Annotated in this window: 25 protein-coding genes; 10 read left to right on the top strand and 15 right to left on the bottom strand. The window is 61.4% G+C overall.

Annotated features, from left to right (window positions below; all coding sequences use genetic code 11):
• Positions 1-23: 23 nt before the first annotated feature.
• Genes serS through AA105894_RS15430 form a run of 8 tightly spaced genes read right to left on the bottom strand, consistent with a single transcriptional unit; the run spans position 24 to position 8,263 of the window.
• The gene (serS, locus tag AA105894_RS15465) at positions 24-1,286 is read right to left on the bottom strand and encodes a serine--tRNA ligase (protein ID WP_267312519.1); all 1,263 of its coding nucleotides are present in this window, start codon (positions 1,284-1,286) and stop codon (positions 24-26) included.
• A gap of 22 nt (positions 1,287-1,308) precedes the next feature.
• Complete coding sequence (tatC, locus tag AA105894_RS15460) at positions 1,309-2,088, bottom strand: twin-arginine translocase subunit TatC (protein WP_188425951.1); 780 nt, start codon at positions 2,086-2,088, stop codon at positions 1,309-1,311.
• Complete coding sequence (tatB, locus tag AA105894_RS15455) at positions 2,085-2,717, bottom strand: Sec-independent protein translocase protein TatB (protein ID WP_267312518.1); 633 nt, start codon at positions 2,715-2,717, stop codon at positions 2,085-2,087. The genes tatC and tatB overlap by 4 nt, the downstream gene beginning before the upstream one ends.
• Positions 2,718-2,755: 38 nt before the next feature.
• Positions 2,756-3,331, bottom strand: a complete 576-nt coding sequence (gene scpB, locus AA105894_RS15450; protein ID WP_267312517.1) for an SMC-Scp complex subunit ScpB — start codon at positions 3,329-3,331, stop codon at positions 2,756-2,758.
• On the bottom strand, positions 3,331-4,164 hold the full coding sequence (locus AA105894_RS15445) for a segregation and condensation protein A (RefSeq protein ID WP_267312588.1): 834 nt from the start codon (positions 4,162-4,164) through the stop codon (positions 3,331-3,333). Before AA105894_RS15445 ends, scpB begins: the two co-directional genes overlap by 1 nt.
• A 5-nt stretch (positions 4,165-4,169) precedes the next feature.
• Positions 4,170-5,252, bottom strand: coding sequence for an SPOR domain-containing protein (locus AA105894_RS15440; RefSeq protein ID WP_267312516.1), 1,083 nt, complete (start codon positions 5,250-5,252; stop codon positions 4,170-4,172).
• Positions 5,249-7,054, bottom strand: a complete 1,806-nt coding sequence (argS, locus tag AA105894_RS15435; RefSeq protein WP_267312515.1) for an arginine--tRNA ligase — start codon at positions 7,052-7,054, stop codon at positions 5,249-5,251. The genes AA105894_RS15440 and argS overlap by 4 nt, the downstream gene beginning before the upstream one ends.
• A gap of 39 nt (positions 7,055-7,093) precedes the next feature.
• Positions 7,094-8,263: a deoxyguanosinetriphosphate triphosphohydrolase gene (locus AA105894_RS15430; protein ID WP_267312514.1), complete on the bottom strand. Its 1,170-nt coding sequence runs from the start codon at positions 8,261-8,263 to the stop codon at positions 7,094-7,096.
• A 58-nt stretch (positions 8,264-8,321) separates the two neighbouring features.
• On the opposite strand from AA105894_RS15430, the gene erpA reads away from it, so the two are divergent.
• Entirely contained in the window at positions 8,322-8,693 is a 372-nt protein-coding gene (gene erpA / locus AA105894_RS15425) for an iron-sulfur cluster insertion protein ErpA (RefSeq protein ID WP_188425958.1), read from the top strand.
• A gap of 10 nt (positions 8,694-8,703) precedes the next feature.
• The gene (gene xth, locus AA105894_RS15420; protein WP_267312587.1) at positions 8,704-9,471 is read left to right on the top strand and encodes an exodeoxyribonuclease III; all 768 of its coding nucleotides are present in this window, start codon (positions 8,704-8,706) and stop codon (positions 9,469-9,471) included.
• 151 nt (positions 9,472-9,622) lie between these two features.
• On the opposite strand, the gene AA105894_RS15415 is transcribed toward xth, so the two are convergent.
• Positions 9,623-10,816, bottom strand: a complete 1,194-nt coding sequence (locus tag AA105894_RS15415) for a globin domain-containing protein (RefSeq protein WP_267312513.1) — start codon at positions 10,814-10,816, stop codon at positions 9,623-9,625.
• Between the two features lie 79 nt (positions 10,817-10,895).
• On the opposite strand from AA105894_RS15415, the gene AA105894_RS15410 reads away from it, so the two are divergent.
• Positions 10,896-11,342: an RrF2 family transcriptional regulator gene (locus AA105894_RS15410; RefSeq protein WP_267312512.1), complete on the top strand. Its 447-nt coding sequence runs from the start codon at positions 10,896-10,898 to the stop codon at positions 11,340-11,342.
• Positions 11,343-11,513: 171 nt separating this feature from the next.
• On the opposite strand, the gene AA105894_RS15405 is transcribed toward AA105894_RS15410, so the two are convergent.
• Positions 11,514-12,929, bottom strand: coding sequence for an aminotransferase-like domain-containing protein (locus AA105894_RS15405; protein ID WP_267312511.1), 1,416 nt, complete (start codon positions 12,927-12,929; stop codon positions 11,514-11,516).
• Between the two features lie 211 nt (positions 12,930-13,140).
• On the opposite strand from AA105894_RS15405, the gene AA105894_RS15400 reads away from it, so the two are divergent.
• Both AA105894_RS15400 and AA105894_RS15395 read left to right on the top strand, forming a co-directional pair.
• Entirely contained in the window at positions 13,141-13,590 is a 450-nt protein-coding gene (locus tag AA105894_RS15400) for a UrcA family protein (protein WP_267312510.1), read from the top strand.
• 2 nt (positions 13,591-13,592) lie between these two features.
• Positions 13,593-14,444 carry a PhzF family phenazine biosynthesis protein gene (locus AA105894_RS15395; protein ID WP_267312509.1) on the top strand — a complete coding sequence of 284 codons (852 nt, stop codon included), beginning with the start codon at positions 13,593-13,595 and terminating at the stop codon, positions 14,442-14,444.
• 85 nt (positions 14,445-14,529) lie between these two features.
• Here AA105894_RS15395 and AA105894_RS15390 read toward each other — a convergent pair whose 3' ends face one another.
• The 5 genes from AA105894_RS15390 to AA105894_RS15370 all read right to left on the bottom strand — a co-directional run bounded on the left by AA105894_RS15390 (position 14,530) and on the right by AA105894_RS15370 (position 20,545).
• Entirely contained in the window at positions 14,530-15,330 is an 801-nt protein-coding gene (locus AA105894_RS15390) for a cell envelope integrity EipB family protein (protein WP_267312508.1), read from the bottom strand.
• A 19-nt stretch (positions 15,331-15,349) separates the two neighbouring features.
• A complete protein-coding gene (gene aspS / locus AA105894_RS15385) occupies positions 15,350-17,164 on the bottom strand; it encodes an aspartate--tRNA ligase (protein WP_267312507.1) in 1,815 nt (604 codons plus the stop codon).
• Positions 17,165-17,250: 86 nt separating this feature from the next.
• Complete coding sequence (locus AA105894_RS15380) at positions 17,251-18,771, bottom strand: FAD-dependent oxidoreductase (protein WP_267312506.1); 1,521 nt, start codon at positions 18,769-18,771, stop codon at positions 17,251-17,253.
• A 120-nt stretch (positions 18,772-18,891) separates the two neighbouring features.
• Positions 18,892-19,674, bottom strand: coding sequence for a 5'/3'-nucleotidase SurE (gene surE, locus AA105894_RS15375; protein ID WP_267312505.1), 783 nt, complete (start codon positions 19,672-19,674; stop codon positions 18,892-18,894).
• A 130-nt stretch (positions 19,675-19,804) separates the two neighbouring features.
• On the bottom strand, positions 19,805-20,545 hold the full coding sequence (locus tag AA105894_RS15370) for a DUF2076 domain-containing protein (RefSeq protein ID WP_188425967.1): 741 nt from the start codon (positions 20,543-20,545) through the stop codon (positions 19,805-19,807).
• Between the two features lie 215 nt (positions 20,546-20,760).
• Here AA105894_RS15370 and AA105894_RS15365 point away from each other — a divergent pair, with 215 nt between their 5' ends.
• From AA105894_RS15365 to AA105894_RS15345, 5 genes are all read left to right on the top strand, one after another.
• Positions 20,761-21,633, top strand: coding sequence for a LysR family transcriptional regulator (locus AA105894_RS15365; RefSeq protein WP_188425968.1), 873 nt, complete (start codon positions 20,761-20,763; stop codon positions 21,631-21,633).
• Between the two features lie 206 nt (positions 21,634-21,839).
• Positions 21,840-22,817 carry a DUF1852 domain-containing protein gene (locus AA105894_RS15360; RefSeq protein ID WP_267312504.1) on the top strand — a complete coding sequence of 326 codons (978 nt, stop codon included), beginning with the start codon at positions 21,840-21,842 and terminating at the stop codon, positions 22,815-22,817.
• A gap of 51 nt (positions 22,818-22,868) precedes the next feature.
• Positions 22,869-23,900, top strand: coding sequence for a methionine synthase (locus AA105894_RS15355; protein ID WP_188425970.1), 1,032 nt, complete (start codon positions 22,869-22,871; stop codon positions 23,898-23,900).
• Between the two features lie 37 nt (positions 23,901-23,937).
• Positions 23,938-24,462: a flavin reductase family protein gene (locus AA105894_RS15350; protein WP_267312503.1), complete on the top strand. Its 525-nt coding sequence runs from the start codon at positions 23,938-23,940 to the stop codon at positions 24,460-24,462.
• 114 nt (positions 24,463-24,576) lie between these two features.
• A complete protein-coding gene (locus AA105894_RS15345) occupies positions 24,577-25,428 on the top strand; it encodes a methylenetetrahydrofolate reductase (RefSeq protein WP_267312502.1) in 852 nt (283 codons plus the stop codon).
• Positions 25,429-25,468 lie beyond the last annotated feature (40 nt).

Genomic DNA, 25,468 nt, shown 5'->3' with positions numbered 1-25,468 from the left:
TGTCGGGCGCGACAGGACAAGGCTCAGCCGATACGGGTCAGCCCGCCCATATAGGGTTGAAGGGCTGCCGGAATCTCGATGGCACCCTCTGCAGTCTGGCCGTTTTCCATGACCGCAATCAGCGTGCGACCGACAGCCAGGCCAGACCCATTGAGCGTATGCACGAAGGCGGGACCGTTCTCGGTACGATAGCGCGCATTCATGCGGCGGGCCTGAAAATCACGCGTGTTGGAGCAGGAGGAAATCTCGCGCCACGCCTTCTGCCCGGGCAGCCAGCCCTCGAGATCGAAAGTCCTGGCAGCACCAAACCCGGTATCGCCCGCACAGAGCAGCATGCGGCGATAGGGAATATTCAGACGCTCGAGAATGCTCTCGGCGCAGCGTGTCATGCGCTCATGCTCGTCAGCGCTTGCCTCAGGCGTCGTGACAGAAACAAGCTCGACCTTGCTGAACTGATGCTGGCGCAGCATGCCGCGCACATCACGCCCCGCCGAGCCCGCCTCGGAACGGAAGCAGCTGGAGAGCGCCGTCATGCGCAGCGGCAGCATTTTGGCGTCAAGTATTTCACCCGCCACACTGGCGGTCAGCGGCACCTCGGCCGTGGGGATCAGCCAGCGGCCATCAGTCGTCTGAAATGAATCCTCGGCAAATTTGGGCAGCTTGTCGGTGCCATACATCGCGGCATCATTGACGAGCAGCGGCACGATGGTTTCGCTATAGCCGAATTCTTGCGTATGGGTATCGAGCATGAACTGACCCAATGCCCGCTCGAGACGGGCAAGCGCCCCGCGCAGCACGGTGAAACGCGCGCCGGAGAGCTTGGCAGCGGTCGGGAAATCCATCAGGCCGAGCTGTTCACCGAGTTCGAAATGCTGCTTCGGCTCGAAATCGAAAACCGGCACCTCGCCCCATTGATGAACGACCTGATTGGACTCTTCATCGCGGCCTTCAGGCACGGTCTCGTCAAGACGATTGGGCAGGCTGGCAAGCACGCCACTGATATCGTTTTCAATCTGCGCGGCGCTGGCCTCAAGGGCAGCGATATGGTCGCGCAGCTCGACGGCTTTCTGTTCGAGCGAAGTCGTGTCCTGACCTGTCTTCTTGCCCTGGCCGATTTCCTTGGCCAGCACCTTGCGCTGCGCCTGCTGCTCCTGCAGGGCCTGAAGGGCTGCACGACGCTCTTCATCACGACGGACCAGATCACCGGCAACGGGCGACAGGCCACGACGGGCCAGAGCGGCATCAAAACCGGCCGGATCGGCGCGAAGGGCGCGCAAGTCATGCATCGTAATCGTTTCCCGTTATTGCCTAGTCGATCGCGACAGCGCGCGGCTCGACAAGTCGTGCCGTAAAGATCGAGATTTCATACAGAAAGATCAGCGGCACGGCGAGACCTACCTGGGTAATCACATCGGGGGGCGCCAGTATGGCAGCGATAACCGTGGCACCCACAATGGCATAGCGCCTGAATTTCTTGAGCCCTGCCGAGGTGACAATCCCGACACGCGCAAGAAGCGTCAGCACTACAGGCAGCTCGAAAGCCGCGCCGAAAGCCAGGATCAGCTTCATGACCAGCGAGAGGTAATCGGACACCTTGGCCTGCAACTCGATATGCATGCCATGAGATCCCACCGGCGCTGTCTGGAACGACAGGAAAAAGCGCCAGGCGATGGGGAAGATGAAGTAATAGGCCATGGTTGCCCCGAGCAGGAACATGGCCGGCGTGGCGATCAGGAATGGGGCGAAGGCACGCTTCTCGTTCCTGTAGAGGCCCGGCGCGATGAAGATCCAGGCCTGCATGGCGACGATCGGGAAAGACAGGAAGATCGCGCCGAAAACGGCGACACGCACATAGGTGAAAAAGGCTTCTGACAGGGCCGTATAGATCAGATGCGGCTGCTCACCCTGCTGGCGCATAATCTTGGCCAGCGGATCGGCCAGGAAGAGATAGATCTGCTCGGAGAAATGATAGCAGACCAGAAAGGCAACAATGAACGCCGCCAGTGACCAGATGAGGCGCTTGCGCAGCTCGACCAGATGTTCGAGCAGCGGCATCGCCTTGTCGTCGATGGAATTTTCGTTCGTCATGGCGCGGTCGGGCAGTCTGGCTGGGTTGGGGTCGCGGGCGACAATATGGGCGTTTCCGCTGGCGTGGCGGAGAGCGGGGCCGCCTCTGGGGGCGGATCGAGCGCAACGCGACGCCCATTATGAATGACACGCAGGGGCGGTATGACCGCTGGGGCGTGCCAGAGCGTCTTTTCATGATTCAGGCGTCGCGCCGTCAGAGGCGGCAGGATTGCGGGGGCCGATGCCTCTTCCTGCCGGGCCGGAGCGGTCTCGGTATTGCTGACACCCGGCCCGCTGACCGGAATGACGGCAGGCGCTGTTGACGCAACCGACGCCGAGGCGGGCGCAGACAGGGACGGCGGCGGCCTGAAATCGAGGCTCTTGCTGATGGTCTGGTCTGAATCGATAGTGCGGGCGATGCGATCGCGAAAATCGAAACGTTTGAGATCACGCAAATGATCGCGTGCCTCACCGAGATCGGCCTCACGCACCATCTCGTCCACATGGCCCTGAAACTCTGAGGCCATGCGGCGCACGGCCTTCAGCCCCCGGCTGACAGCGCGTATGGCGGTCGGCATGTCCTTGGGGCCGATGAAAACCAGCGCCACAATGACGATCAGCGCAATTTCCGACCAGCTAAAATCGAACATCTTCCCCACTCATACCAAAAGCCCGATCCACGAGGCGCCTACTGAATGCCCTGCTGGGTCACGACACGCCCCGCCTGCCCCGCTGCGTCAGGATCGAGCAGCAACTCGTCACGACGTGGAAGGGCGCCGAGATCGCTCAGGCCGAAACTGCTGAGAAAATGCGCCGAGGTTCCCCAGAGAATTGGCCTTCCCGGAACTTCCTTGCGCCCTTTCGGCATGATCAGTCCATCCTCGATCAGCGTGTCGAGCACGGTCTGACTCAACGAAACACCGCGTATGCCTTCGATATCGGCACGTGTGCAGGGCTGATGATAGGCGATGATCGCGAGCGTTTCCATGGCGGAACGGCTCAGGCGCCGGGGTTTCTCGATGATGCGCGTCAAAGCGGGGGCGATTTCGGGCCGGGTGCGGAACTGCCAGCCCTTGGCGACCGCTATGAGCTCGACCGCGTGATCCTCGTAACGGGCCATGACTATCGCAAGAACGGGTCCGAGAACGGTTTCTTCAGCGCCCTGCGTGACGAGAAACTGCCTGAGCGCATTCTCCGATACGGGTTCTGCACTGGCAAAGATCAGTCCCTCCACCAATCGGGACAGGGTCATCAGCGCATCCATTACGTTTCGTCCTTTTCGGGAACCTGCCCGGCAGATGCTTCTTCGAAAACATCGTCCTTCTGCGGCGCCCTGAGCATGATCTCGGCGAAAATACCTTCCTGCTTCAGCTCGACCGCACCGCTCTTGGCCATTTCCAGCCCCGCCACAAGCGCGCTGGCCAGAGCGGCAGCGCGCGCGCGTGGCGCTGTGCTTTCCTGCGCAGGCAGCAAGGCAGTCAGTTTCTGCCAGCCGGCCACTTCGCTCGCATTAAGCAGACGCTGCAGGGCCGATACCGCCTCGGTCACGGTCCAGTAGCGCGGGCGTGGCGGCGCGTAGAAACGCTTGCGCCCCCGTCGACGCGTCATGGCGAGATAGGCTGTGATGAGCCCGATCATGTCGACACGCAGGCCCGAACGGTCGATCTGGGTCATGTTCTCGCCGCAACCACGGGCAAAGACATGCTCTCCAAGGCGGGGACGGTTATCCAGCCAACGGGAAAGACCGCGTATAGCCTCAAGCTCCAGCAACCTGCCCTGAAGCAGTTCGGCTGCTTCTTCGGCCTCGCCATCGGGTTCGTTTTCAGCAGGCAGCAGGAGGCGCGATTTGAGCCAGGTCAGCCATGCCGCCATGACAAGCCAGTCCGCTGCCAGTTCGAGCCGGATCTGGCGCGCGCCTTCCACGAAGGCGAGATATTGTTCGACCAGCTGCAGGATCGAGATCTGGGCCAGATCGACTTTCTGGGCGCGCGCGAGATCGAGCAGCAGATCGAGCGGCCCCTCGAAACCCGTCAGGGACAGGTGGGGCGCGGTTTCCGGTTCCGCGCCCGTCGGAAAGACAAGACCCCCCTCACCCATTGCGATCAGAAGACCGCCGGTGTGCAGGCAATCGAGCGGGCATGCAGACGCACGCAAAAAGCGCGGGCTGCCTGCGCTGAGTCGAACCCGCCAACGCGCAGTCGATAGAAGACATGACCATTGATCGTCTTCTGCTCGATGACCGGCTCATGGCTCGACAGCAGATCGCTCGCCTGCTTCGAAAGCCTGGACCAGGTCGCCTTCGCGTCGGCATCGCTGCCCAGAGCCGCCAGCTGCACCATGTGACCCGCGCTTTCCGCCTTGGCCGCAGGCGCCACCGGAGCCGTCTCGGGGGCAGGTCGGGCTGCTTCCTTCTGCGCCGGAGGCGCGGCCTTGGCAGCTGGCTCGGCCTGACTCGCTTCCGGCTTGCGGGCGGGTGGTGAAGCAGGTGGTTCTTTCGGCTCCGGCGCGGTGGCAGAAGGCGCTTCGGGGGCGGCAGAGGGCCCGGCATTGTCTGACGCGCCAGCGCTCTCTTTTGGTGCTGTGCCGGATGTTGCGCCCGTAGAATCTGCCTCGCCGGAAGTGGCGGATGACGCTGCCGGTGCCTCGGGGGCTGTGCGGGCAGCAAGCGCCTCGGGACGCGGCTGTTCGGGCTCGGGCGCCAGATGCGCTTCACCCTGCCCAGTCACATCGAGATCGGTGCCATCGCCCATGATCTGCATCCCGCCCGGATCGGCGGGGCGATCACGCACGGGGCCGGGTGGCGGCCCGATGACAGGAATACCGCCGGAATGACCGCCGAGAAGAGACCAGCCCCCCACGCCCACGACCAGAAGCGCGCCAAGCCCTGCTGCGCCATAGACCAGACGGCGTGTCATCACGTCAGAGCCGAGCAATGCGCCCAGACCGCCACCCGTCGCAGCGCGACGGCGGAAGACGGGCTCTTCGTCATAATCGGCGCTCAGGCGCTCGCGCGGTGACGAGGCGCGGGAAGTGTCGCGCGCCGATGAGGACTCAGCGCCGTAAGACGGGGGCCGCGTATCGGTGAAACGCGGATCATTGGCGCGTCGGTCATTGCCGCCGGGTTGACGGGGGCGCTCATCGCCCCCCTGCCGGTCGTCGCGCCAGTCTGGCGTGTCGTCGTTCATCGCATCTCCTCAACCGGCTCGACACCGAGAATGGCCAGGCCACAGCGCAGCACGCTGGCAACCGATGCCACGAGCGCGAGCTTGGCCAGACTCGCTGCTTTGTCCTGCTCATGCAGGAAGCGCAGCGTCGTATCCTCACGCCCCTTGTTCCACAAGGCATGGAAATCCGCTGCCAGTTCACCACAGTAATAGGCGATGCGGTGCGGCTCACGCGTCTGGGCTGCGCCTTCGACCACGCGGGGGAAAGTCGACAGACGGCGCAGCACGGCAAGCTCGACATCGGAGTCGAGGCGTGACAGCTCGGCACCGGTCAGGGACGCATCGCTCGTGACCTCGGCGCCGAACATGGTCTCGGCACTCCGCATGACCGAGCGGCACCGCGCATGGGCGTACTGCACGTAGAACACGGGGTTGTCGCGCGTCTGGGCTACGACCGCATCGAGATCGAAATCCATCTGCGCATCGGCCTTGCGCGTCAGCATGGTGAAACGCACGGCGTCGCGTCCGACTTCGTCAAGCAGGTCGCGCAGCGTGACGAACGTGCCCGCGCGCTTGGACATGCGCACAGGTTCGCCGCCCTTCATGATACGAACGATCTGGCACATCACGACTTCGAAACCCGTCTTGCCATCGGTCAGGGCACTGACAGCTGCACGCATACGAGAGACATAGCCGCCATGATCGGCGCCGAGAACGTCGATCAGCTCGTCGGCGTTGCGGGCCTTCTGGGCGTGGTAGCCGATATCATTGGCAAAATAGGTGTTGCTGCCATCGGATTTGCGCAGCGCACGGTCGACGTCATCGCCGAACTGCGTGGAGCGGAACAGGGTCTGAGGGCGCGGCTCCCAGTCTTCCGGGGTCTTGCCCTTGGGGGGCTCGAGCACGCCCTCATAAAGCAGGCCCTTGGCGTCGAGGGCGTTGATGGCCTCATCGACCTGACCGCTGGCCAGCGTCTCGGCCTCGGACGAGAAAACCTCGTGATGGATACCCAGAAGGCCGAGATCGGTGCGGATCTCTTCCATCATGACCTTGAGCGTGGCTTCACGCACGATCTCGAACCAGACAGACGGATCGGCGGGCTGACCCGCTGCATCGGCAAGGCCCTTGCCATGCGCGGCAGCCAAGGACACACCGATGGGGATCAGGTAATCGCCCTGATATTGCAGACCTGTCGGCGTAAGCGCCGAGAAGGCCTCGACATCGATCTGCGTGCCGATGGCCTGCAGATAGCGCCAATAGGCCGCCCAGGTAAGCGCGATGACCTGCGCTCCGGCATCGTTGATGTAATATTCCTTGGTGACGATGTGCCCGGTCTTGGCCAGTAGATTGGCCAGCGCGTCACCCACCACGGCGCCACGGCAATGACCAACATGCATCGGGCCGGTCGGGTTGGCCGACACATATTCCACATTCACGCGGCGATTGGCGCCAAGACGCGATTCACCAAAGCGCGGCCCGGCCTCGATGACAGAGCGCGCAACGGATTGCAGCACGTCCGGGCTGAGCGTCAGATTGACAAAGCCTGGCCCCGCCGCTTCTGCCCTGGCGACACCCGGCAGCGCCGAGAGCAGCGGCACCAGATCAGCCGCGATATCAGCCGGACGGCGGCGGGCGAATTTCGAGGCCAGAAGCGCAGCATTGGTAGCCATGTCGCCATGGGAGGCGTCACGCGCCGGGGTGAGTTCGACACGTGCGGCAATCTCGTCCGGCAGATCTGCCACGACAGATCGCAGCGCCTCTCGCACCTGCCCCTGGTAACGGGCGAAAAGGCAATCTGTGGTGGGCGCTTGTGTATCGGACATGAGGGCCTTGCGTTCCTGACGTGGTTCTTGCTGCCTGTATCAACCCAGCATGGAGAGTTCCGTCAACCGTCGATGTTCATCCATCGCAAAACGATCGGTCATTCCTGCTATGTAATCCGCCACCACGCGACGCCGGCCAGCCTCGTCTGCGGTCTTTGCCTTCTCCCGCCAGCCATCGGGCAGCAGGCTCGGATCTTCGGACAATATCTCGAAAACCTCGGTCGTCGCCAAGCGCGCCTTGCGCGTCATGCGGTTCACCTTCCAGTGACGATACATGCGCGCATAGAGAAACTTGCGGATCTCCTTGTTCTCACGCGCGATCGTCTCGCTGAAAGCCACGACAGGCATTGGCGCATTGCGGATGTCGTCAGCCGATTCCGGTTTCAGTGCCGTGATATTCGCCCGTGTCTGTTGCGTCAGATCGGTTGCGAGCACATTGATGACCTGACGGATCGTCTCATGCCTGATGCGGCGTTCGCGCTCATAGCGGTCATCTGTCCGCGCTCCTGCCATGGCGCGTTCGAGCGCGGGGCCGACAATGGGAAGACCCGCAATATCCTCGAGCGCCAGCAACCCGGCGCGCAGCCCGTCATCAAGATCATGACCGTGATAGGCGATATCATCGGCAAGAGCGGCCACCTGCGCTTCGGCCGAGGCATAGCTTGACAGGTTGAGATGATGGCGCTGGTCGTATTCGAACAGATAGGGGGTCGGGCGCTTGACCGGACCGTTATGCTTGGCGAGCCCTTCAAGTGTCTCCCATGTCAGATTCAGACCGTCGAAAGCGTGGTAACGGCCTTCGAGATGGGTCACGAGGCGCAGCGACTGGGTGTTATGATCGAACCCGCCCCAGTCTTTCATGCAGAGCTTGAGAGCATCTTCGCCTGCATGGCCAAAAGGCGTGTGACCGAGATCGTGCGCGAGAGCGAGCGCCTCGGTGAGATCCTCATCGAGCTGCAACTGGCGGGCGATGGAGCGCGCAATCTGGGCGACTTCGAGAGAATGGGTCAGCCGCGTGCGAAAGAAATCGCCTTCGTGATTGATGAAGACCTGGGTCTTGTATTGCAGGGTACGAAACCCCGCCGAGTGGATCACACGATCGCGGTCCCGCTGCCAGGGCGAGCGCGTGGGAGCGTCTTCCTCGGCGTGTAGGCGGCCTCGCGCGGTCTCGCGACGCACGGCATAAGGGGCGACATCCTGGCTGATCATCCGCTTTCTCCACATCACCCGCTTTGAGCGGGCGCACTGGCGCATTATATGGGAAAAAATGAGCCAGACCACGCCCCCCTCCGCAGCGCCCCTCGCGGGACGCTTCTCGGTTTCCGCCGGTGCCGCTGCCCGGATTTCGGAGATCATCTCGCAGCAGGCCGATCCGTCGGGGCTTGCCCTGCGCGTGGCGGTTCTGGCCGGGGGCTGTAACGGCTTTCAGTATCAGTTCAAGCTCGACACCGAGCGGGCGGCAGATGATGTCGTGATCGAACAGGATGGCGCGACCGTTCTGGTCGATCCGGTCAGCCTCGATCTGCTCGAAGGGGCGCAGCTCGAATTCATCGACAAGCTGATGGGCGCGCATTTCGCAGTGACTAACCCCAATGCCGCCTCGTCATGCGGTTGCGGCACCAGCTTTTCGCTGGCGTGACCCGTCTGCCATGAGCTTCACTTTTGCCAGCTGGAACGTCAATTCCATCCGCCAGCGCGAACGCCATGTCCTTGACTGGCTCGATCGCGTCAAACCTGACCTGCTCTGCCTGCAGGAACTGAAATGCGAGACCGGGGTCTTTCCGGCAAGCTTCGCCGAGGCAGGATATCACCCGGTTGTGGTCGGGCAGAAAGCCTATAACGGCGTCGCCATGCTGACGCGCGAACCGGCTGCAGTAACCAATATGAGTCTGCCGGGTTTTGAAAACGACGCCTCGCGCTATGTCGAATTACGCATGGCGGGCATGGTGATCGGCAATCTCTATCTGCCCAATGGCAATTCGGGCGGCGCAGCCGGGTTCGAGACAAAACTCAACTTCCTCGATGCCCTCGCCCGTCGGGCAAAAGAACTGCTCGAGGCTGAAGAAGATTTTCTCTTCACCGGTGATTTCAATGTCTGCCCGACCGATGAGGATTACGCCCCCGGTGCCCTCAGCCCCGATGACGCATTGCTGCGGCCGGAGAGCCGGGCGGGCTGGCATCGTCTGCTCTGGCTCGGCCTGACCGACGCCTTGCGGGCGCTCCATCCGACCGGACGCCACTATACTTTTTACGACTATCAGAATGCGGCGTTCCAGCGGAATGCCGGACTGCGCATCGATCACGCGCTGCTATCGCCCCGTCTAGCTGAGCGCCTCGTTTCCGTCACGCCCGATCGTGACGAACGCGCCAGGGATCAGCCCTCGGATCATATTCCCCTCATCGTCACCCTGTCCTGAACATATCGCTCCCGTGATACCCCTGGAGACGTGACGGGAGCGACTGCCCCAGCGGACGGCTGCGGCTCTGGCGCTGAAAGACCTGCCGGTCAGCTCCTCGATGACGCGGCAGGAATGAGGAGAGTCCCAAAGGGCCGCCTGAAAAGCATGTTCAGGCAACACCCTCATCAGAGCCGAAGAATTCATGATGGATGCGCGCCCTGTCGACACCCAACCGGCTCAGCCCCCCTATAAGATCACGCTGGAAGCTGCGCGGACCGCAGACAAACACATGCGTGTCAGGACTCATCCGGGCGAACACCCACTCAGCCGAGACCCGCCCCTCATGGGTCGGCATGGCAAGATGACGATCCTGCCCCAGAGTACTGAAGACGTCGATTTTCGGTGCTGACTCTGCAGTCGCCAGCTCTGCAAGAGCCGATCGGAACGGCATATGGTGCAGATCGTGATCGCCATGTACGAGGTGGCGTTTGCCGTCTTCAGCACCGCCTTTGCTGGCAAGGAGCATGCTCAGAAACGGCGTGATGCCAATCCCGGCACTGACCAGCATGGCAGGCGCCTTGCCGATTGACGCCAGGGTAAAATCACCCGCAGGCGGTGTCACATCGAGCACATCGCCCACTGCGAGCCTGTCATGAAACCAGCGTGACACCAGCCCCTGCGGGTCGCGCTTTACCGAGATACGATAGCCGCTTGCGTCCGGTGCGCTGGAAATACTGTAGCTGCGCCTTGTGTTGATCCCATCCCGTTCGAGGCGGAAGGTCAGAAACTGACCCGGCTCATGACGCAGGACCGGTTTGCCATCGACGGGAGCAAGCCAGAACGACGTGACGCTGTCGCTTTCCTGAACGCGCTTCTCGACCCTAAAGGCCCGCCAGTCGCGCCAGCCACCCGGAAGGGCAGAGCGTTCATCATAGACGCTGGCCTCACGGGCAATGAGCACATCGGCAAGAAAGCGATAGGCATCGCCCCAGGCATGCATGATTTCCGGTGTTGCAGCCTCTCCGAGAACAGTCTTGATCGCGCCGAGCAGAGCGGCTCCGACGACCGGATATTGTTCCGGTTTGACCATTACGGCGACGTGGCGCTCGACGATGAGGCTGAGCGCCGCCTCGAGTTTCTCGGGATGCTCGATATGGCGCGCATAGGCCAGAACCGCAGCAGCGAGCGCATGGGGCTGACGCCCATTGGCCTGATCTGTCTGATTGAACATGGCCGCTATGGCCGGGTCGCGCATGAGAGAGGCGTACATGGTTCTGGTGATCGTGACGCCATGCGCCTCGAGGGCTGGGATCGTGGCTTTGACGATCGCCGGGGTGCCGGATTCGAGCGGTTTGACCATCATGCGACTCCTAAAAGATGTATATTACGCACATCTTTTAGGCCTGATGCATGAAAGATGCAAATCTGCTACATCTTTAGGAATGCGCCTGACCCTCCACACAGATTACGCCTTGCGCGTGCTGCTTTATCTTGGCCTCAACCAGGAAAGGCGCGTCTCGATTCACGAGATTGCCGAGCGCTACGGGATTTCGGAAAACCATCTGGTCAAGATCGTTCATCGCCTCGGACAGGGCGGTTTTGTTACCACGACGCGTGGCCGTGGCGGGGGGCTTGTACTTGCCCGTTCCCCCGCCGAAATCGGGCTTGGCGATCTGGTGCGTTTCACCGAAGAGGATATGGCGCTGGTCGCCTGTTTCCAGACAGGTCAGAGCTGCCTGCTGACAGGTGCCTGTCGGCTCCAGACCCTTCTTGGAGACGCACTCGGCGCTTTCATGGCCGTTCTGGACGGACAGACACTCGCAGACCTGCTCAAGCCGCCGGACTGGTCAGCGCTTGCTGCACGTTTGCAACCCCCAGCCCCTGAGTAAGGCGCAGCGGGCCTCAGTGCTGACAGACAATCAGCCCTTCGCCTGATTCGCGTCTTTCATCAGGCGCCAGACTCACGTGCTTCGGTTCCGACAGCCCCCTGTTTCTGCTGACGGTAAGAACTGACCAAGGATCGCCTGGCGGATAGTCCGTTTAGCCGATGGGTCCTGAGCCTAGACGATGCCGTCGCGATCAGCACGGCCATGACCGGCAATGACCTCGGTAATGATCGTCAGGGCCTCGCCAAGCTCGGCCTGACTTTCCGGCGCCCCGAAGCAGAGCCGCAACCCTGTATCGGCATCGCGTGAGACCAGGGCCGCGTCTGGTGGCGTCACCTCGACGCCAGCGCGTAGCAGACGCGTCGTTACCCGCTCGGCTTCAAGCGCCTGCATGGGCAGGAAGCCATGCGGCGAGTGGTCGGCGCCGGGCGGCGTCATCAGAGGCCCCAGGGCCTGATGGGCCATCTTCCAGCGTGAGGCAGCTTCTTTCTGGATGGCCTGTGCGATGTCGTCGATACGACCCTCTCTCACCCATTCCTCAAAGACCAGGGCCCCCAGCGCGGGTGGGCAATATCCGAAAGCGCGCACACCGCGCATCAGACGCTCGCGCGCCAGGCCCGGCGGAAGGGCCAGAAAAGCAACGCGCAAGCCGGGGCAGATGCCCTTGGACAGGCTGACGAGATAGAGCGTCCGCTCCGGTGCGAGAGAGGCAAGCTGCGGCGGCCTGCGGGAATAGGCGTAATAGGCATCGTCTTCGAGAATGGTCAGGTCATGACTGCGCGCTATCGCCGCAATGGCCTCTCGACGCTGCAACGACATCGTACGCGTGGTCGGGTTGTGCAGCGTGGGGAGTGTGAACAGCAGGCGACTTCCGGTTTCTGTAACCGCACGGTCGAGCGCTTCTGGCAGAATACCTTCCTCATCCATGGGCAAACCGTGCAGTTTCAACCCGAGATGTTCTGCCGCCATACGCGCGCCGTAAAATGTCGAGGACTCGCATAAAATCGTGTCACCCGGGCCGCAGAAAGACGAGAAGGCCAGAGCAATGGCGTGCTGCCCTCCGTTGCACTGGACAAGATTGGCCGCATCGACCTCAAGGCCATAGGCGTTTCTGATCCAGAGCGACGCAGCCTGCCTCACAGGCGCCAGCCCGGTCCCCTGGATATAATGCACTGCCGGATCGAGCGCACCACGTGCCATCAGGGCCATGAGGGCTTCATTCAGATCCTGCATGAGGGAAACAGGCGGCGGCGTATTGCAGCGCAGATCGATCGCCCCTGCCCCCCTTGGCCCGGCATTTGTCAGGCGCGCCACGCCCCGCTCAGTGGTGGGAATGTCGGGCACGGGCGACGCGTTCGTTCTTACGAATGACCCGCGGCCTACATGGGCAACCAGCAGCCCGCGACGCTCGGCTTCGGTATAGGCGCGCGTGACGCTTCCCACGCTCACCCCCAGTCTGAAGGCGAGTTCCCTGTGCGGCGGCAGACGCATGCCAGGGGCAAGCGTGCCGCTTCTGATATCGCCGGCAATGGACTGGACCAGCCGTTCATAGAGCGGCGCAGGGCCGGGCTTGAGCTCAGGAGTCCACATGAAGGTCACTCTCGGCAATATTGTCATGAGACATTAAAGTCATTGCTCTTTTTATCGCCCCAAGCAGAATAACACAATCGAATCGATTCGTTACTATTGTACCAATACAATCGAGGTGATCATGTTTTCTTCCGGCGCGGATTCCGCGCATTCCTCCCCATCCCCTCCGGAGCGGAGAAAGACGCGCCATAGGGCAGGCGTCAGGCGCATCATGCTTGCCCTGACCTTGGCCAGCTGGGCCGTATCGCCCTGCGCCCATGCTCAGGACCATGGCACGAGACAAATGGTGCAAGCAGGAACAGCTGACGACCAGACGGCGCTGGATCTGGCAGAACCTGCCGGGCGCGTGTCGGATCGCTCACCTCTGGACAGCGAGGAAAGCCTCGACCAGCTTCTAGTAACGTATCGACCGGAGGCTCTGGCCGACAAGGCTTATGTCCGCCTTCTGCTGCGCCGTCTCGATCGCGCTGCCCTGCAGGTCTGTGGAGAGATGGATGGTCTTTCCATGCCGGTTCGTCTGGCGATCGAACGGTCCGATTGCCACCGGGAGAGTCTACACCGCAGCGTGACGGCCATTCACAATCCGCTTTTGACACAACTCGCTGACGGGACCCTTCTTCAGCTTCCCGCCACCCCCACGCCGCCCCAGGAGGAGCCCTGATTATGGAATTACGTTTTCAGCAGGTCGATGTGTTTTCGGCAGAGCCCTTCAAGGGCAATCCTCTTGCCGTTGTTACGGGGGCAGATTCCCTGACCGACGCGCAGATGGCCGCCATCGCCAACTGGACCAATCTGAGCGAGACCACCTTTCTGCTCAAACCCACCTCGCCAGAGGCTGATTATCGCGTGCGTATCTTCACACCGCATAGCGAACTTCCTTTTGCCGGGCACCCCACGCTTGGCAGCGCGTATGTCTGGCAGAGTCTGGCCCGCTCATCGGGCCATGCGCCGGAAAAGGATCTGATCGTGCAGGAATGCGCCGCCGGTCTGGTGCCGATCCGCAGACAGGCGGGGGGACTGGCCTTTGCCGCACCGCCACGGCGACGGACCGGTCCTGCCAGTCAGGAGGAACGCGACCGGGCAATTGAGGCATTGCGGCTCGACACCGCTTCCGTGCTCGACATCCAGTGGGCCGATAACGGCCCTGGCTGGCTGGTTGTGCATGTCGATAATCGTGACACGGTGCTTGCCATAAAGCCTGACTGGGCCGCGCTGGTAGGGCAGAAACTCGGCGTTGTGGGAAAATGGCACGAAAGCCCTGCCGCCACTGGAGCCTGTTTCGAAGTCCGCGCCTTTGTCGGGGAAAACCCCGGCTACGAAGACCCTGTGACAGGAAGCCTCAATGCCTCCATCGGCCAATTGCTGATCGAAAGCGGCAAGGCCCCTGACTCCTACACCGCCTTTCAGGGAACGGCTCTGGGTCGTGCCGGGCAGGTTTCGGTGAAAAAGCTGGGCGATGACATCTGGGTGGGTGGCGCCGTGGTCACGCGAATCAACGGCACTATCACTCTCTGATGATCTGAACGGATTGCTTGCAGGCGCTGCGTTACCGCGCCCTGCAAGCGATCTGTGCCAGCGCCCTTACTGCGCACCCCATGCCCTAATGGCAGGAAGCCGCTGGCAGGGATATCAGGGAATCAAGCGTGCCGGACAGGACATAATCACCGAAATCAATCAGAAGCCGGTCTTCCACACCATTGGTCCAGAGACGATCGCTATAGGCGGAATCGGGCAGAAGCGCGCCTGTGCCCGCCCCGAAACTGGCGATCGAGACCGGCACGGCCTCCTGCCCTTTCAGAAGCGGGCTTGAGAGGCTTGCGGCCTGCGGGGCCAGCCTGCCCAGTGTGGCATAGGTGGGGATACTGCCTGTCTCGACACTGCCGTCGAAGAGGTCGGTGGCGAGATGCAGTTTCTTTTCACGAGCGGCCTTCAGCAGGGCCTGGGCCTGCTGCAACGGGAAAACCGTTCTGGCGGGAAGCGTCACGCTGCTTGTCTGCGGTCTGGTGTAATGCACCACGACCTCGCCCCGACGGTTGCGTGTCGCCTCGCCTGATGTCTCGCTCGTGACCTGGCCATCCTGACTCATGATGGTGCGGAAAACGAAGCGGTGGGTGTTCTTGTCTTCCAGGGTCGCTGACTGAAAACCGATTGCGCTCGAACCGCCATCGCCGTTGATGATGTCAATATCGAGCTTCTGGCTGACAGACCAGGCGGTGCAGAGGTCGCGTATCTGATAGGTCGCTGTTCCGCTGGCACCAGCCAGCGCGCCTGCCTTGAGGCGCGACAGGCTCAGGCTATAGACGGCCTTGTGGGGCTGCAGACTGTCTGCCAGCGCAGGAAATGGCAGGGAGACTCCCCCTGCCATCAGCCCTGTCATCAGCCCGGATAAAAGCCGTCTCACGCAACACCGCCTTTCCGACTCAGTCCTTCTGGGCGGTCGCCGCAGGCTGAACGCCTGCCTTGGGCTTGGGCGGCAGAATGGCCAGGGAAAGCTCCTTCAGACGGACAGGCTCGACCGGAGCCGGGGCTTCCATCATCAGGTCTTCGCCGCTCTGGTTGAGCGGGAAGAGAATGACCTCACGGATATTCGGCTCATCGGCCAGCAGCATCACGATACGGTCCACACCCGGTGCCGAACCGCCATGCGGCGGGGCGCCGTAGCGGAACGCGTTGAGCATGCCGCCGAAGCGGGCCTCGACCACATCCTCGCCATAGCCGGCAATGGCGAAGGCGCGGATCATGACTTCCGGCAGATGGTTACGGATGGCGCCCGAGGAAAGCTCGATGCCGTTGCAGACGATATCGTACTGATAGGCCTTGATGGTCAGCGGATCCTGCGAGTTCAGCGCCTCAAGCCCGCCCTGCGGCATGGAGAACGGGTTATGCGAGAAATCGACCTGGCCCGTTTCCTCATTGCGCTCGAACATCGGGAAATCGACGATCCAGCAGAAGCGGAAGGCATCCTGCTCGATCAGATCGAGTTCCTGGGCAATGCGCGTGCGCACCTGCCCCGAGAACTTGGCCACGGCATCGCCTTCGCCCGCGGCAAAGAACACGGCGTCACCCGCCTTGAGACCGCAGGCTTCGCGAATGGCTTCGACGCGATCGGCTTCGAGGTTCTTGGCAATCGGGCCCTTGCCGCCATCTTCCTCGAAGATGATGTAGCCCAGACCGCCCGCACCAGCATCACGCGCCCAGCTGTTGAGCTTGTCGAAGAAGCCGCGCGGACGCGTCCCGGCACCGGGGGCCGGAATGGCGCGTACTTCGCCGCCATTGGCAGCGATACGGGCAAACAGGCCGAAACCGGAATTGGCGAACGCTTCGGTGACCGTGCTGATCAGCAGCGGGTTGCGCAGATCGGGCTTGTCGGAGCCGTAAAGACGCATCGCCTCGTCATAGGGAATACGACGGAACGGCGCTGTATCGACCTTGCGGCCTTTACCGAACTCGGCAAACAGACCGCTCAGCACGTCTTCCAGAACCGCAAACACGTCTTCCTGGGTCGCGAAGGCCATCTCGAAATCGAGCTGATAGAACTCGCCCGGGCTGCGGTCAGCGCGTGAGGCTTCATCGCGGAAGCAGGGGGCGATCTGGAAGTAGCGGTCAAAACCCGCCACCATGGCGAGCTGCTTGAACTGCTGCGGTGCCTGGGGCAGCGCGTAGAACTTGCCGGGATGCAGACGCGCCGGGACGAGGAAGTCACGTGCGCCTTCCGGCGATGAGGCTGTGAGGATAGGCGTCTGGAACTCGGTGAAGCCATGGCCGATCATGCGCGAGCGCATGGAGGCAATGACCGCCGAACGCAGGCGGATATTGGCGGCCATCTTCTCGCGACGCAGGTCGAGATAGCGATATTTGAGGCGCAGATCTTCGGGATAGTTCTCGCTGCCAGCGACCTGGAAAGGCAGGACAGCAGCATGAGAACGCACTTCGATCTCGCGGGCACGCAGCTCGATGGCACCGGTCGGCAAATGCGGGTTACGCTGGCCTTCCTCACGCGCCACCACGTCACCCGTGACCGTGATCACGCTCTCGACACGCAGACGCTCGACGATATCAAGCAGATCGGTACCCGAGGGGATGACGATCTGCGTCATGCCGGTCTGGTCGCGCAGATCGATAAACAGAAGCCCGCCATGATCGCGCTTGCTGTGAACCCAGCCGGACAGACGCACGGTCTGACCGGCGTCGCTCTCGCGCAGGGCGCTGCAGCTATGAGTGCGATAGGGATGCATGGGCGTCTTCCTGATTCGAAACAGCGGGGGCGCAGGGGGCGAACCCCTGCCAATGGAGCGCAGGAAGCCGCTCCACCCCTTCCCTGTCAAGCATCGTCGAAGGTAACGGCGGCTTCACCCATCTCTTTTGGCCGCCCTGCGGTGGCCAGACCGACGATTTTGCCCTCTTCATCGATATAGCGCGCGGTGAAATCGAAGCGGTCGACATCGCCGTCGATCTCGACACGCTCGAAACCACGCGGCCAGCCTAGATATTCGATTTTGCGATCATATTGCTGCGTCCAGAACCAGGGCGTCGTAAGGGCGCCACCCGGAAGACCGAGCATGGTACGCGCCGCGATGCGCGCCTGACTCTGCGCGGTGCGCCAGTGTTCGATACGATATTGCCTGCCCTCATGCGTGACACTCGCGATATCGCCCGCCGCATAGATATGCGGCGCGACACGCATGGCCTGATCGACTTCTATGCCACCATTCTCGCTGAGCGCGTGGGATGGCAGATAATCAAGCGCTGGCACCGCCCCGACGCCGATGATCACGAGGTCGGCAGTGATCTGGCTGTCATCTTCCAGGGTAACGGACTCGACCTGCGTCTCGCCATTGATGGCCTTGACGCTGCAGGACGAAATGAACGCCACGCCCTTGCTCTCATGCAGATTGCGCATTTCGGTGGCGATTTCGCGCCCGAGCTGCTTCTGGAACGGCAGGGCCGAGTTGGACAGGACGGTCACCCCTGCCCCGCGCTTGCGCAGAGCCGCCGCCGCCTCCATGCCGATAAAGCCGGAGCCGATCACCACGACCGTCGTGTTCTCGCCTACTTTCGAGGCGATTTCACGCACGTCATGCGCGCTTCGCAGCGTATGCACCCCGGCAAGGGCGCTTCCGGGAATATCGAGTTCTTTTGCGCGGGAGCCGCTCGCCAGAAGCACATGATCGGGCGTGAGGCTCACCCCTTCTTCAAGAGTGATCTTGCGCGTCTCTGTATCGAGCTTCACCACACGATCCATCACGCGCTCAATACGCTGCTCGATATACCAGGATTCCGGACGCAAGGGCGGGGGTGACGCCTCAGGATCCGGATTGGCGAGGGTCATCTTGCTGAGCGCGGTGCGATCATAGGGCAGATCTTCCTCGGGTCCGATCAGGAGAATGCGCCCGGCATATCCCTCGTCGCGCAGCGTGACGGCTGCCGTGATTGCAGCCGCACCGGCACCGATAATGGCGACGACCTCGTGCTCGCGCATGGGCGCAGGTGCGTCACGGCGCATGGCCACCTTGCCGACGAGAATACGGCCATCATGAACCTCGACCGGGTAACGGGCGAGCGGGTCGAGCGCCGGTGGCTCGATCAGCCGACCGCTTTCTGCCGAAAAACTCGCCTTGTGCCAGGGGCAGACAAGCTGAACATCGCCATGACGCGATTTGCACGCCACACCCTGCTCCATCGGGGCGCCTTTATGCGGGCATTTGCCGTCGAAAGCCCGCACTTCATCGCCCGATCGGTAAAGGACAAGGGCCTTCTCACCGATAGTGACAGGCGTGATGACACCCTCTTCGAGATCGTTCAGCGGAAGGACATCTGTCCAGTCCAGAAGTTCAGCGCTCATTTCCCGGTCCGTTCACTCGAAATTGGCTCGTTATCTTCGAATGCAACGTGAGGAACGGGTTACGGTTGAAACCTATATTTTCTTTTCACCGTGCAACCGGCGGGTGAACCTCACCCGCTATCAGGCGAGACCGATCTCCTGCTTCAGCAGCCAGTCATGCATCTTCATGTTGGTGCGCCCGAAGGAGAGCGGGGTGACACTGACATGATTGGCCGCAATGGCTGCAGTTTCAGTGCCATCCTCGTCTCCCGCATGATCGCGTTTGAGATGCAGCCAGTGATAGGCGAGACGACGCATGTCATCACGCGACACCACCTCGATATCGCGCAGGAAGCCACGCCCCTGTGTGGTGGTTTTCAGCGGTCTGGCTTCCTCGACTGTGCAGGCGGGAAAATTGACATTGAGACAGGCCTGCTCTGGCATGGGCCTGCGGGCAAGAAGCCTGAGAATATCCGGCGCAAGCGCCCGGGCGGTCTCCCAGGGAACGGCCTTGCCTGCGGTAAAGGTCTGGCTCAGGGCGATGGACGGCAGATCGAGCAGCATGGCGGTCATGGCCGCGCCTACCGTGCCTGAGAAGACAGTCTCCACACCGAGATTGGCGCCGCGATTGATGCCTGACAGCACGAGGGTTGGCAGGGCATCGCGCAGGATATGGCGGGCAGCGATCGCCACGCAATCGCCCGGCGTGCCAGTGACGGCAAAGCGCTTGGGGCCATGCTGATGGACGCGCAGCGGGTCATGCAGGCTGAGCGCATGGGAAATGCCGCTCTGATCCTGAGCGGGCGCGACGACCCACACATCATCGCTGAGTTGCGATGCGACGTCATGCAGCACGGCGAGGCCTGGCGCATCGATACCGTCATCATTGGTCAGCAGAACACGCTGAAACAGGGATCCGCTCATTCAGGGATTTCCTTCATGCGATTATGGCAAGGCAAGATGACAAACAAAAACCCGGCACGAGGGCCGGGTTTTCGATCATGCACATCACAAGCCTGACAGAGAGATACTGCCAGAGGGGCGCATCGGGCGATCAGAAGGAATCGTCGCCCCAGCCGCCGCCACTATCGCCGCCCCAGTCACCAGCGTCGTAGCTCTGACCGGCATCCTGCCCGCCACCCGCGAAGGGATCATTGCCGCCAGCGTCGCCGTAATTATTGTTGATGATGGTCTCACCACCGCCAAACCCGCCAGCGCCTGAGTCGTGATGGCCGGAGAAGAGGCTCTCAATTGCGTTGGCTGCCAGCATACCGCCAGCGACGCCCGTCGCTGTTGTCAGGGCCGAGCCCAGAAAGCCTGAACCGCGCTGCTGGAACATGCCGGTAGAATAGCCAGGCGGCAGATTGGCCTGCGGCGGCGGGGCATAGCCCTGACCATAACCCTGCTGCGGCTGACCACCCCAGCCCGGCGGCGGACCAGCCTGCTGCTGACGATTGGCGCCACCACCGAACAGGCCGCCAAACAGACCGCCACCACCCTGCGGGCGCTGCTGCTGCGCCTGCTGAAGCTGCGACTGGGCCTGCTGAAGCTGGAATTCGAGCTGGCGAATGCGGTTCTGCGCCTCGGCCAGAGCCACTTCCTGCACGACAGCCATCTGCGTCACGCGGTAGCGGGCCTCGGGATATCTCTGGAAATTATCCGCAATCCAGCGATCAGCCTCAGGATCGATGGGGGGCAGATTGGCCGGGGCCTGAGAGCCACCAAACCCGCTATTGGGCGCACCGCCGACGCGGGCGACGAACTGCGAAATGAGATCACGCTCTTGCTGGTTCATGGGGATGACTCTCCATCCGGTCAAAATGATAACGCCCTATAATGTGGTCGGAGGGCGTCTGAGTTGCAAGAGGCGGGCCCTGCGCTCGGGCTCCCCCGTTGCACCCCCCTGCCAGCGATGTCGCGTCAATCAGGGCAGTGCAGCAGGCATGCGGGCGCTGGAGCGAGACGGGCGGAACGATTATGATCCGTCTGTATGACGGGAATTCATGAACCATGATCGACATTCAGCCTCTGGCGATATTGAGAGAAATTCACCGCACCGGAAGTTTGACACAGGCAGCCGAGCAACTCTGCCTGACACAGTCAGCCGTCAGCCATGCCATCCGCCGGTTCGAGGATCGTCACAGCGTCAAGCTGCTTGAACGCGAGGGGCACAAGCTGCGGTTCACACTGGCGGGCGAGTATCTTCTGGGTCTGGCGCATCGTGTTCTGCCGCAGCTCGAACACGGCGCAGGCGTGCTTGAGGACTACGCACGCGGGCGGCGTGGCTCGATCAGGATCGGAATGGAATGTCACCCCTGTCAGGACTGGCTGATGCAGGTGGTCGATCCATTTCTGGCTGCCTGGCCCGACGTTGAACTGGATGTCACAACGGCCTTCCAGTTTGGCGGGCTGACCGCGCTTCTGGGGCATGAGATCGATATTCTCGTCACCCCTGACCCTATTGAACGGCCTGAACTCGAATTCACGCCCGTCTTCGATTACGAACTCGTGCTGGCCGTTTCTGAAACGCACCCTCTGGCACGCAAACATCATGTCGAGCCGAAGGATCTCACGACCGAGACCCTGATCACCTACCCGGTCTCCCGTGAGCGGCTCGATATCTACACCCGGTTTTTGGTGCCGTCACACACCCAGCCGCGCCGACATCGAACGGTCGAGACGACGGACCTCATGCTACGCCTTGTCGCCTCGGGTCGCGCCGTCAGCGCGACGCCTGACTGGCTGCTGCGTAAGGTGAAGGGCGTGAAAGGCGTGAGGATCGGGGACGGTATTCTCAAATCCATCCATCTCGGGCACCGAACAGGTACGGCGCCACCTTATCTGGAAGGTTTCATCAGCCTCGCCTCCAGCGTCGAGATCTGAACCAGATCAGACCTCTTCGAAGACGGGTGCGTTCCTCCCGAAAAGGGACCCAGCCCACAACATGACAACAAGTCATGTTATAGCGAAATATAATCATTTGTTTTCATGCCTTCCTCTGCGGAATAAACGGGCCTCGCTCGCACCGCGCGGCGGCATGAAGAGCGTGGCGCGGAGATTCTGGATCCAGAAGAGGATACCCGCCCATCATGACCAATGATTTTGCCTTCACGATCAAAAGCCTGCGCTTTGACGAGAATTACGCTCCCGCCGCTGGCACGAGGCTGACGACCAATTTCGCCAATCTCGCGCGAGGCGCCGCCCGTCAGGAAAATCTGCGTGCAGCCCTGCGCATGATCGATCATCGTTTCAACGACCTTGCCCGTTGGGACAATCCGGAGGGCAATCGCTACAGGCTCGAACTCGATATCATCTCGATCGATATGGATATCTCCGGATCGGGAGAGAGCTTTCCGGCTATCGAACTGCTTCAGACGACCATCTGCGATCTGTCGACCGGCAAGCGCCTTGAGGGAATCATAGGCAATAATTTCTCGTCCTATGTTCGCGATTACGACTTCAGCGTGCGTCTGCCTGAGCATAATCGCGGACGTGACGGCTTTGCCGTGCCTGATGATTTCGGCGTGCTGCATGGCCGGATCTTTCAGGAATTCATCGCCTCAGAAAGCTACAGCAGCCGTTTTGCCAAGCTTCCGGTGATCTGCCTGAGCGTGTCCGAGAACAAGATTTATACCCGCACCACCAACCAGCACCCTGTGCTGGGTGTCGAATATGTGCCCAACGAGACATCGCTGACGGAAAGCTATTTCGGCAAGATGGGCATGCAGGTGCGCTATTTCATGCCGTCTGGCGTGAAGGCGCCTCTGGCATTCTATTTCTTCGGCGATCTGCTGAACGACTACTCCCCGCTTGAACTGATCAGCACGATCAGCACGATGGAGACGTTCCAGCGCATCTACCGCCCCGAAATCTACAATGCGAATTCCGGCGCCGCTGCGGTCTACAAGCCCAGCCTCAAACAGAGCGATTTCTCCAACACCCGCGTCGTTTACGACCGCGAGGAGCGCACGCGTCTTGCCACCGAGCAGGGAAAATTCGCGGGCGAGCATTTCATTGCGCCTCACAAATCCTTTCTCGACGAATGGGCGACAAGGCACGCTGCCTGAGCGCCATTCTTTCTGCATTTCTGATCTGACCATTCTGGAAAACCACGCCTCATGACCAAGCTTCTCCCAACCGCGACCGCTGGCAGCCTGCCCAAACCATCATGGCTCGCCGAGCCGGAAAAACTCTGGTCTCCCTGGAAAATGGAAGGCGATGCCCTTGTCGAGGCAAAGCAGGACGCGCTGCGCGTCTCACTGCTCGAACAGCAGGTTGCCGGGGTCGATATCGTCAGCGATGGCGAGCAGACACGCCAGCATTTCGTGACGACCTTCATCGAGCATCTTGCCGGTGTGGATTTTGAAAAGCGCGAGACAGTCACGATCCGCAACCGTTACGAGGCCAGTGTGCCGACGGTTGTGAGTGCCGTTGCTCGCGAAAAGCCTGTTTTTGTCGAAGACGCAAAATTCCTGCGCCAGCAGACAAAGGCCCCCATCAAATGGGCGCTCCCCGGCCCCATGACGATGATCGATACGCTCTATGATGCCCATTACAAGAGCCGCGAGAAACTGGCTTGGGAATTCGCTGCCATTCTCAACGCAGAGGCGAAGGAGCTGGAACAGGCCGGCGTCGATATCATCCAGTTCGACGAGCCTGCGTTCAATGTGTTTTTCGATGAGGTGAATGACTGGGGCATCGCCACACTCGAACGTGCCATTGAAGGGCTCAAATGCCAGACCGCCGTGCATATCTGCTACGGTTACGGCATCAAGGCCAATACGGACTGGAAAAAGACGCTCGGCCATGAGTGGCGCCAGTATGAGCGCACCTTCCCCAAGCTTCAGGCCTCGGCGATCAATATGGTCTCGCTGGAATGCCAGAACTCGCATGTACCGATGGAACTGATCGAATTGCTGCGAGGCAAGAAGGTGATGGTGGGCGCCATCGATGTAGCCAGCAACCGGATCGAAACACCGGAAGAAGTCGCCGCAACGCTGCGCAAGGCGCTGCAATTCGTCGATGCGGAAAACCTCTGCCCCTGCACCAATTGCGGCATGGCACCGCTCTCGCGCAATGTGGCCAGAGGCAAGCTCAAGGCGCTGGCCGCCGGCGCCGAGATCGTCCGCCGGGAACTGACCTGTTCCTGATCAATACAGTTGCGAAGACGGGCTCGTAAGACAGCCCGTGTTTGTTTGCACGGAAATATCTGCCGACGTTTTTCAGGCTGCCTTGCATGAGCCGAAAGCTTATCGCGAGAATAGACCATATACTGACAGCCTGATCACTGACATCGTCCACCCGCGCACCCTGCGCGATTGCTGCGGTCGTTTTGCGATATGGGTAACGATCGTGACAACGCCTAACGCGAGTAACGATCAGGGCATGACAATCAGCGCCTTCATGCAGGTTTACCTCGCCCCTCAATTGGTTGCAGTCTGGGTTGGAAGGCAGTCTGTTTTTCTCGAGAGAGCACGCGGAGCCGGACCTTTTTTTGTCAGCATTTCCCCTAAGGGAATGAACGCGCATGCGCTGCATTTTGTGTGCCGCTTCGATGAAAATTTCACAGAGTTCTCTGCTGAACACGGCGGTCTGCCAGCGCTATGTGTGACGCCTGAGCCGTTCTCGTCACCGATCTCCGGTAGCAGACAGAGGCAGGGCGCCATATCCTGCTCGTTGGGCGCGTGTATACCCTATGGCATGGCCTGGTGAGCCCACCGCTTTTGCACTCATGGCGGGGCGTCTGGGCGTTTTGCCCGGTAAATTCTTTCGGTTCAGGGGCTCATGACTTGAGCTATGAAGGCCATGCCAGGCCGGAGGAAAGCCATGACGACATCATTGACTGACACACAGGCCTCAATGACGCTGCTTCGCGGCTATTCGCTGGAAATCACCGCGAAAGAGCTTTCTGCCGCCCATGACATTGCGGCGGCCCTTCCTCCGTCAACCCTGATGATGGTGCCTCATCTGGCGAAAATCCCGGATCAGTCGCGTCTGGCTGCTGCCTGCGCCATCAGACAGCTGGGGCTGAGCCCTGTGCCCCATTTTTCGGCGCGGCGCATCGCCTCAGAAGAAAACTGCGCGCATTTTCTGGCACAATTGGTGGCGGAGGCCGGGGTCGATCACTGCTTTGTCGTGGCGGGCGATCCGGCAGTGCCCGCCGGTCCCTTTGCCGATAGCGCGACCCTGATCGGGACAGGCCTGTTCGAACGCGCCGGTATCAAAGTTCTTGGCGTTGCGGGCTACCCCGAGGGTCATAAACACATGGCGCCTGCCGAGGCATGGCATGTTCTCGAAGCCAAGTGCCGGGATATCGCGGCACGGGGCATGCAGCCCGAAATCGTGACTCAGTTCTGTTTCGATGCGCCGACCATACTCACCTGGCTTGCCGCCCTCAGAACACGCGGGATCGATTGCCCGGTCAGGCTTGGCATTCCCGGCCCGGCCACCATTGCATCGCTTCTGCGCTTTGCCGCAAGTTGCGGGGTGGGCGCCTCGGCCTCCGTGCTTACTCATTATGGCATTTCTGCCAGCAAGCTCCTCTCAAGCGCCGGGCCGAACAGGCTTGTCGACGATCTCGCGGAGGGGCTTGGTGACGCGCATGGCAGGGTGAGCCTGCATTTTCATCCTTTCGGTGGCCTTGCGCGCCTGATCGACTGGCTCGAACAGTATCGCTGAGTAAAACGCCTCCTTGCGGTTTTGTCTGCACCTGCTCCCG

Origin of the sequence: Asaia spathodeae NBRC 105894, from assembly GCF_025994195.1 — a bacterium.
Classification (GTDB): Bacteria; Pseudomonadota; Alphaproteobacteria; order Acetobacterales; family Acetobacteraceae; genus Asaia; species Asaia siamensis.
The sequence above is the reverse complement of the archived record's forward strand: the minus strand, read 5'-3'. Positions and strand labels throughout refer to the sequence as shown.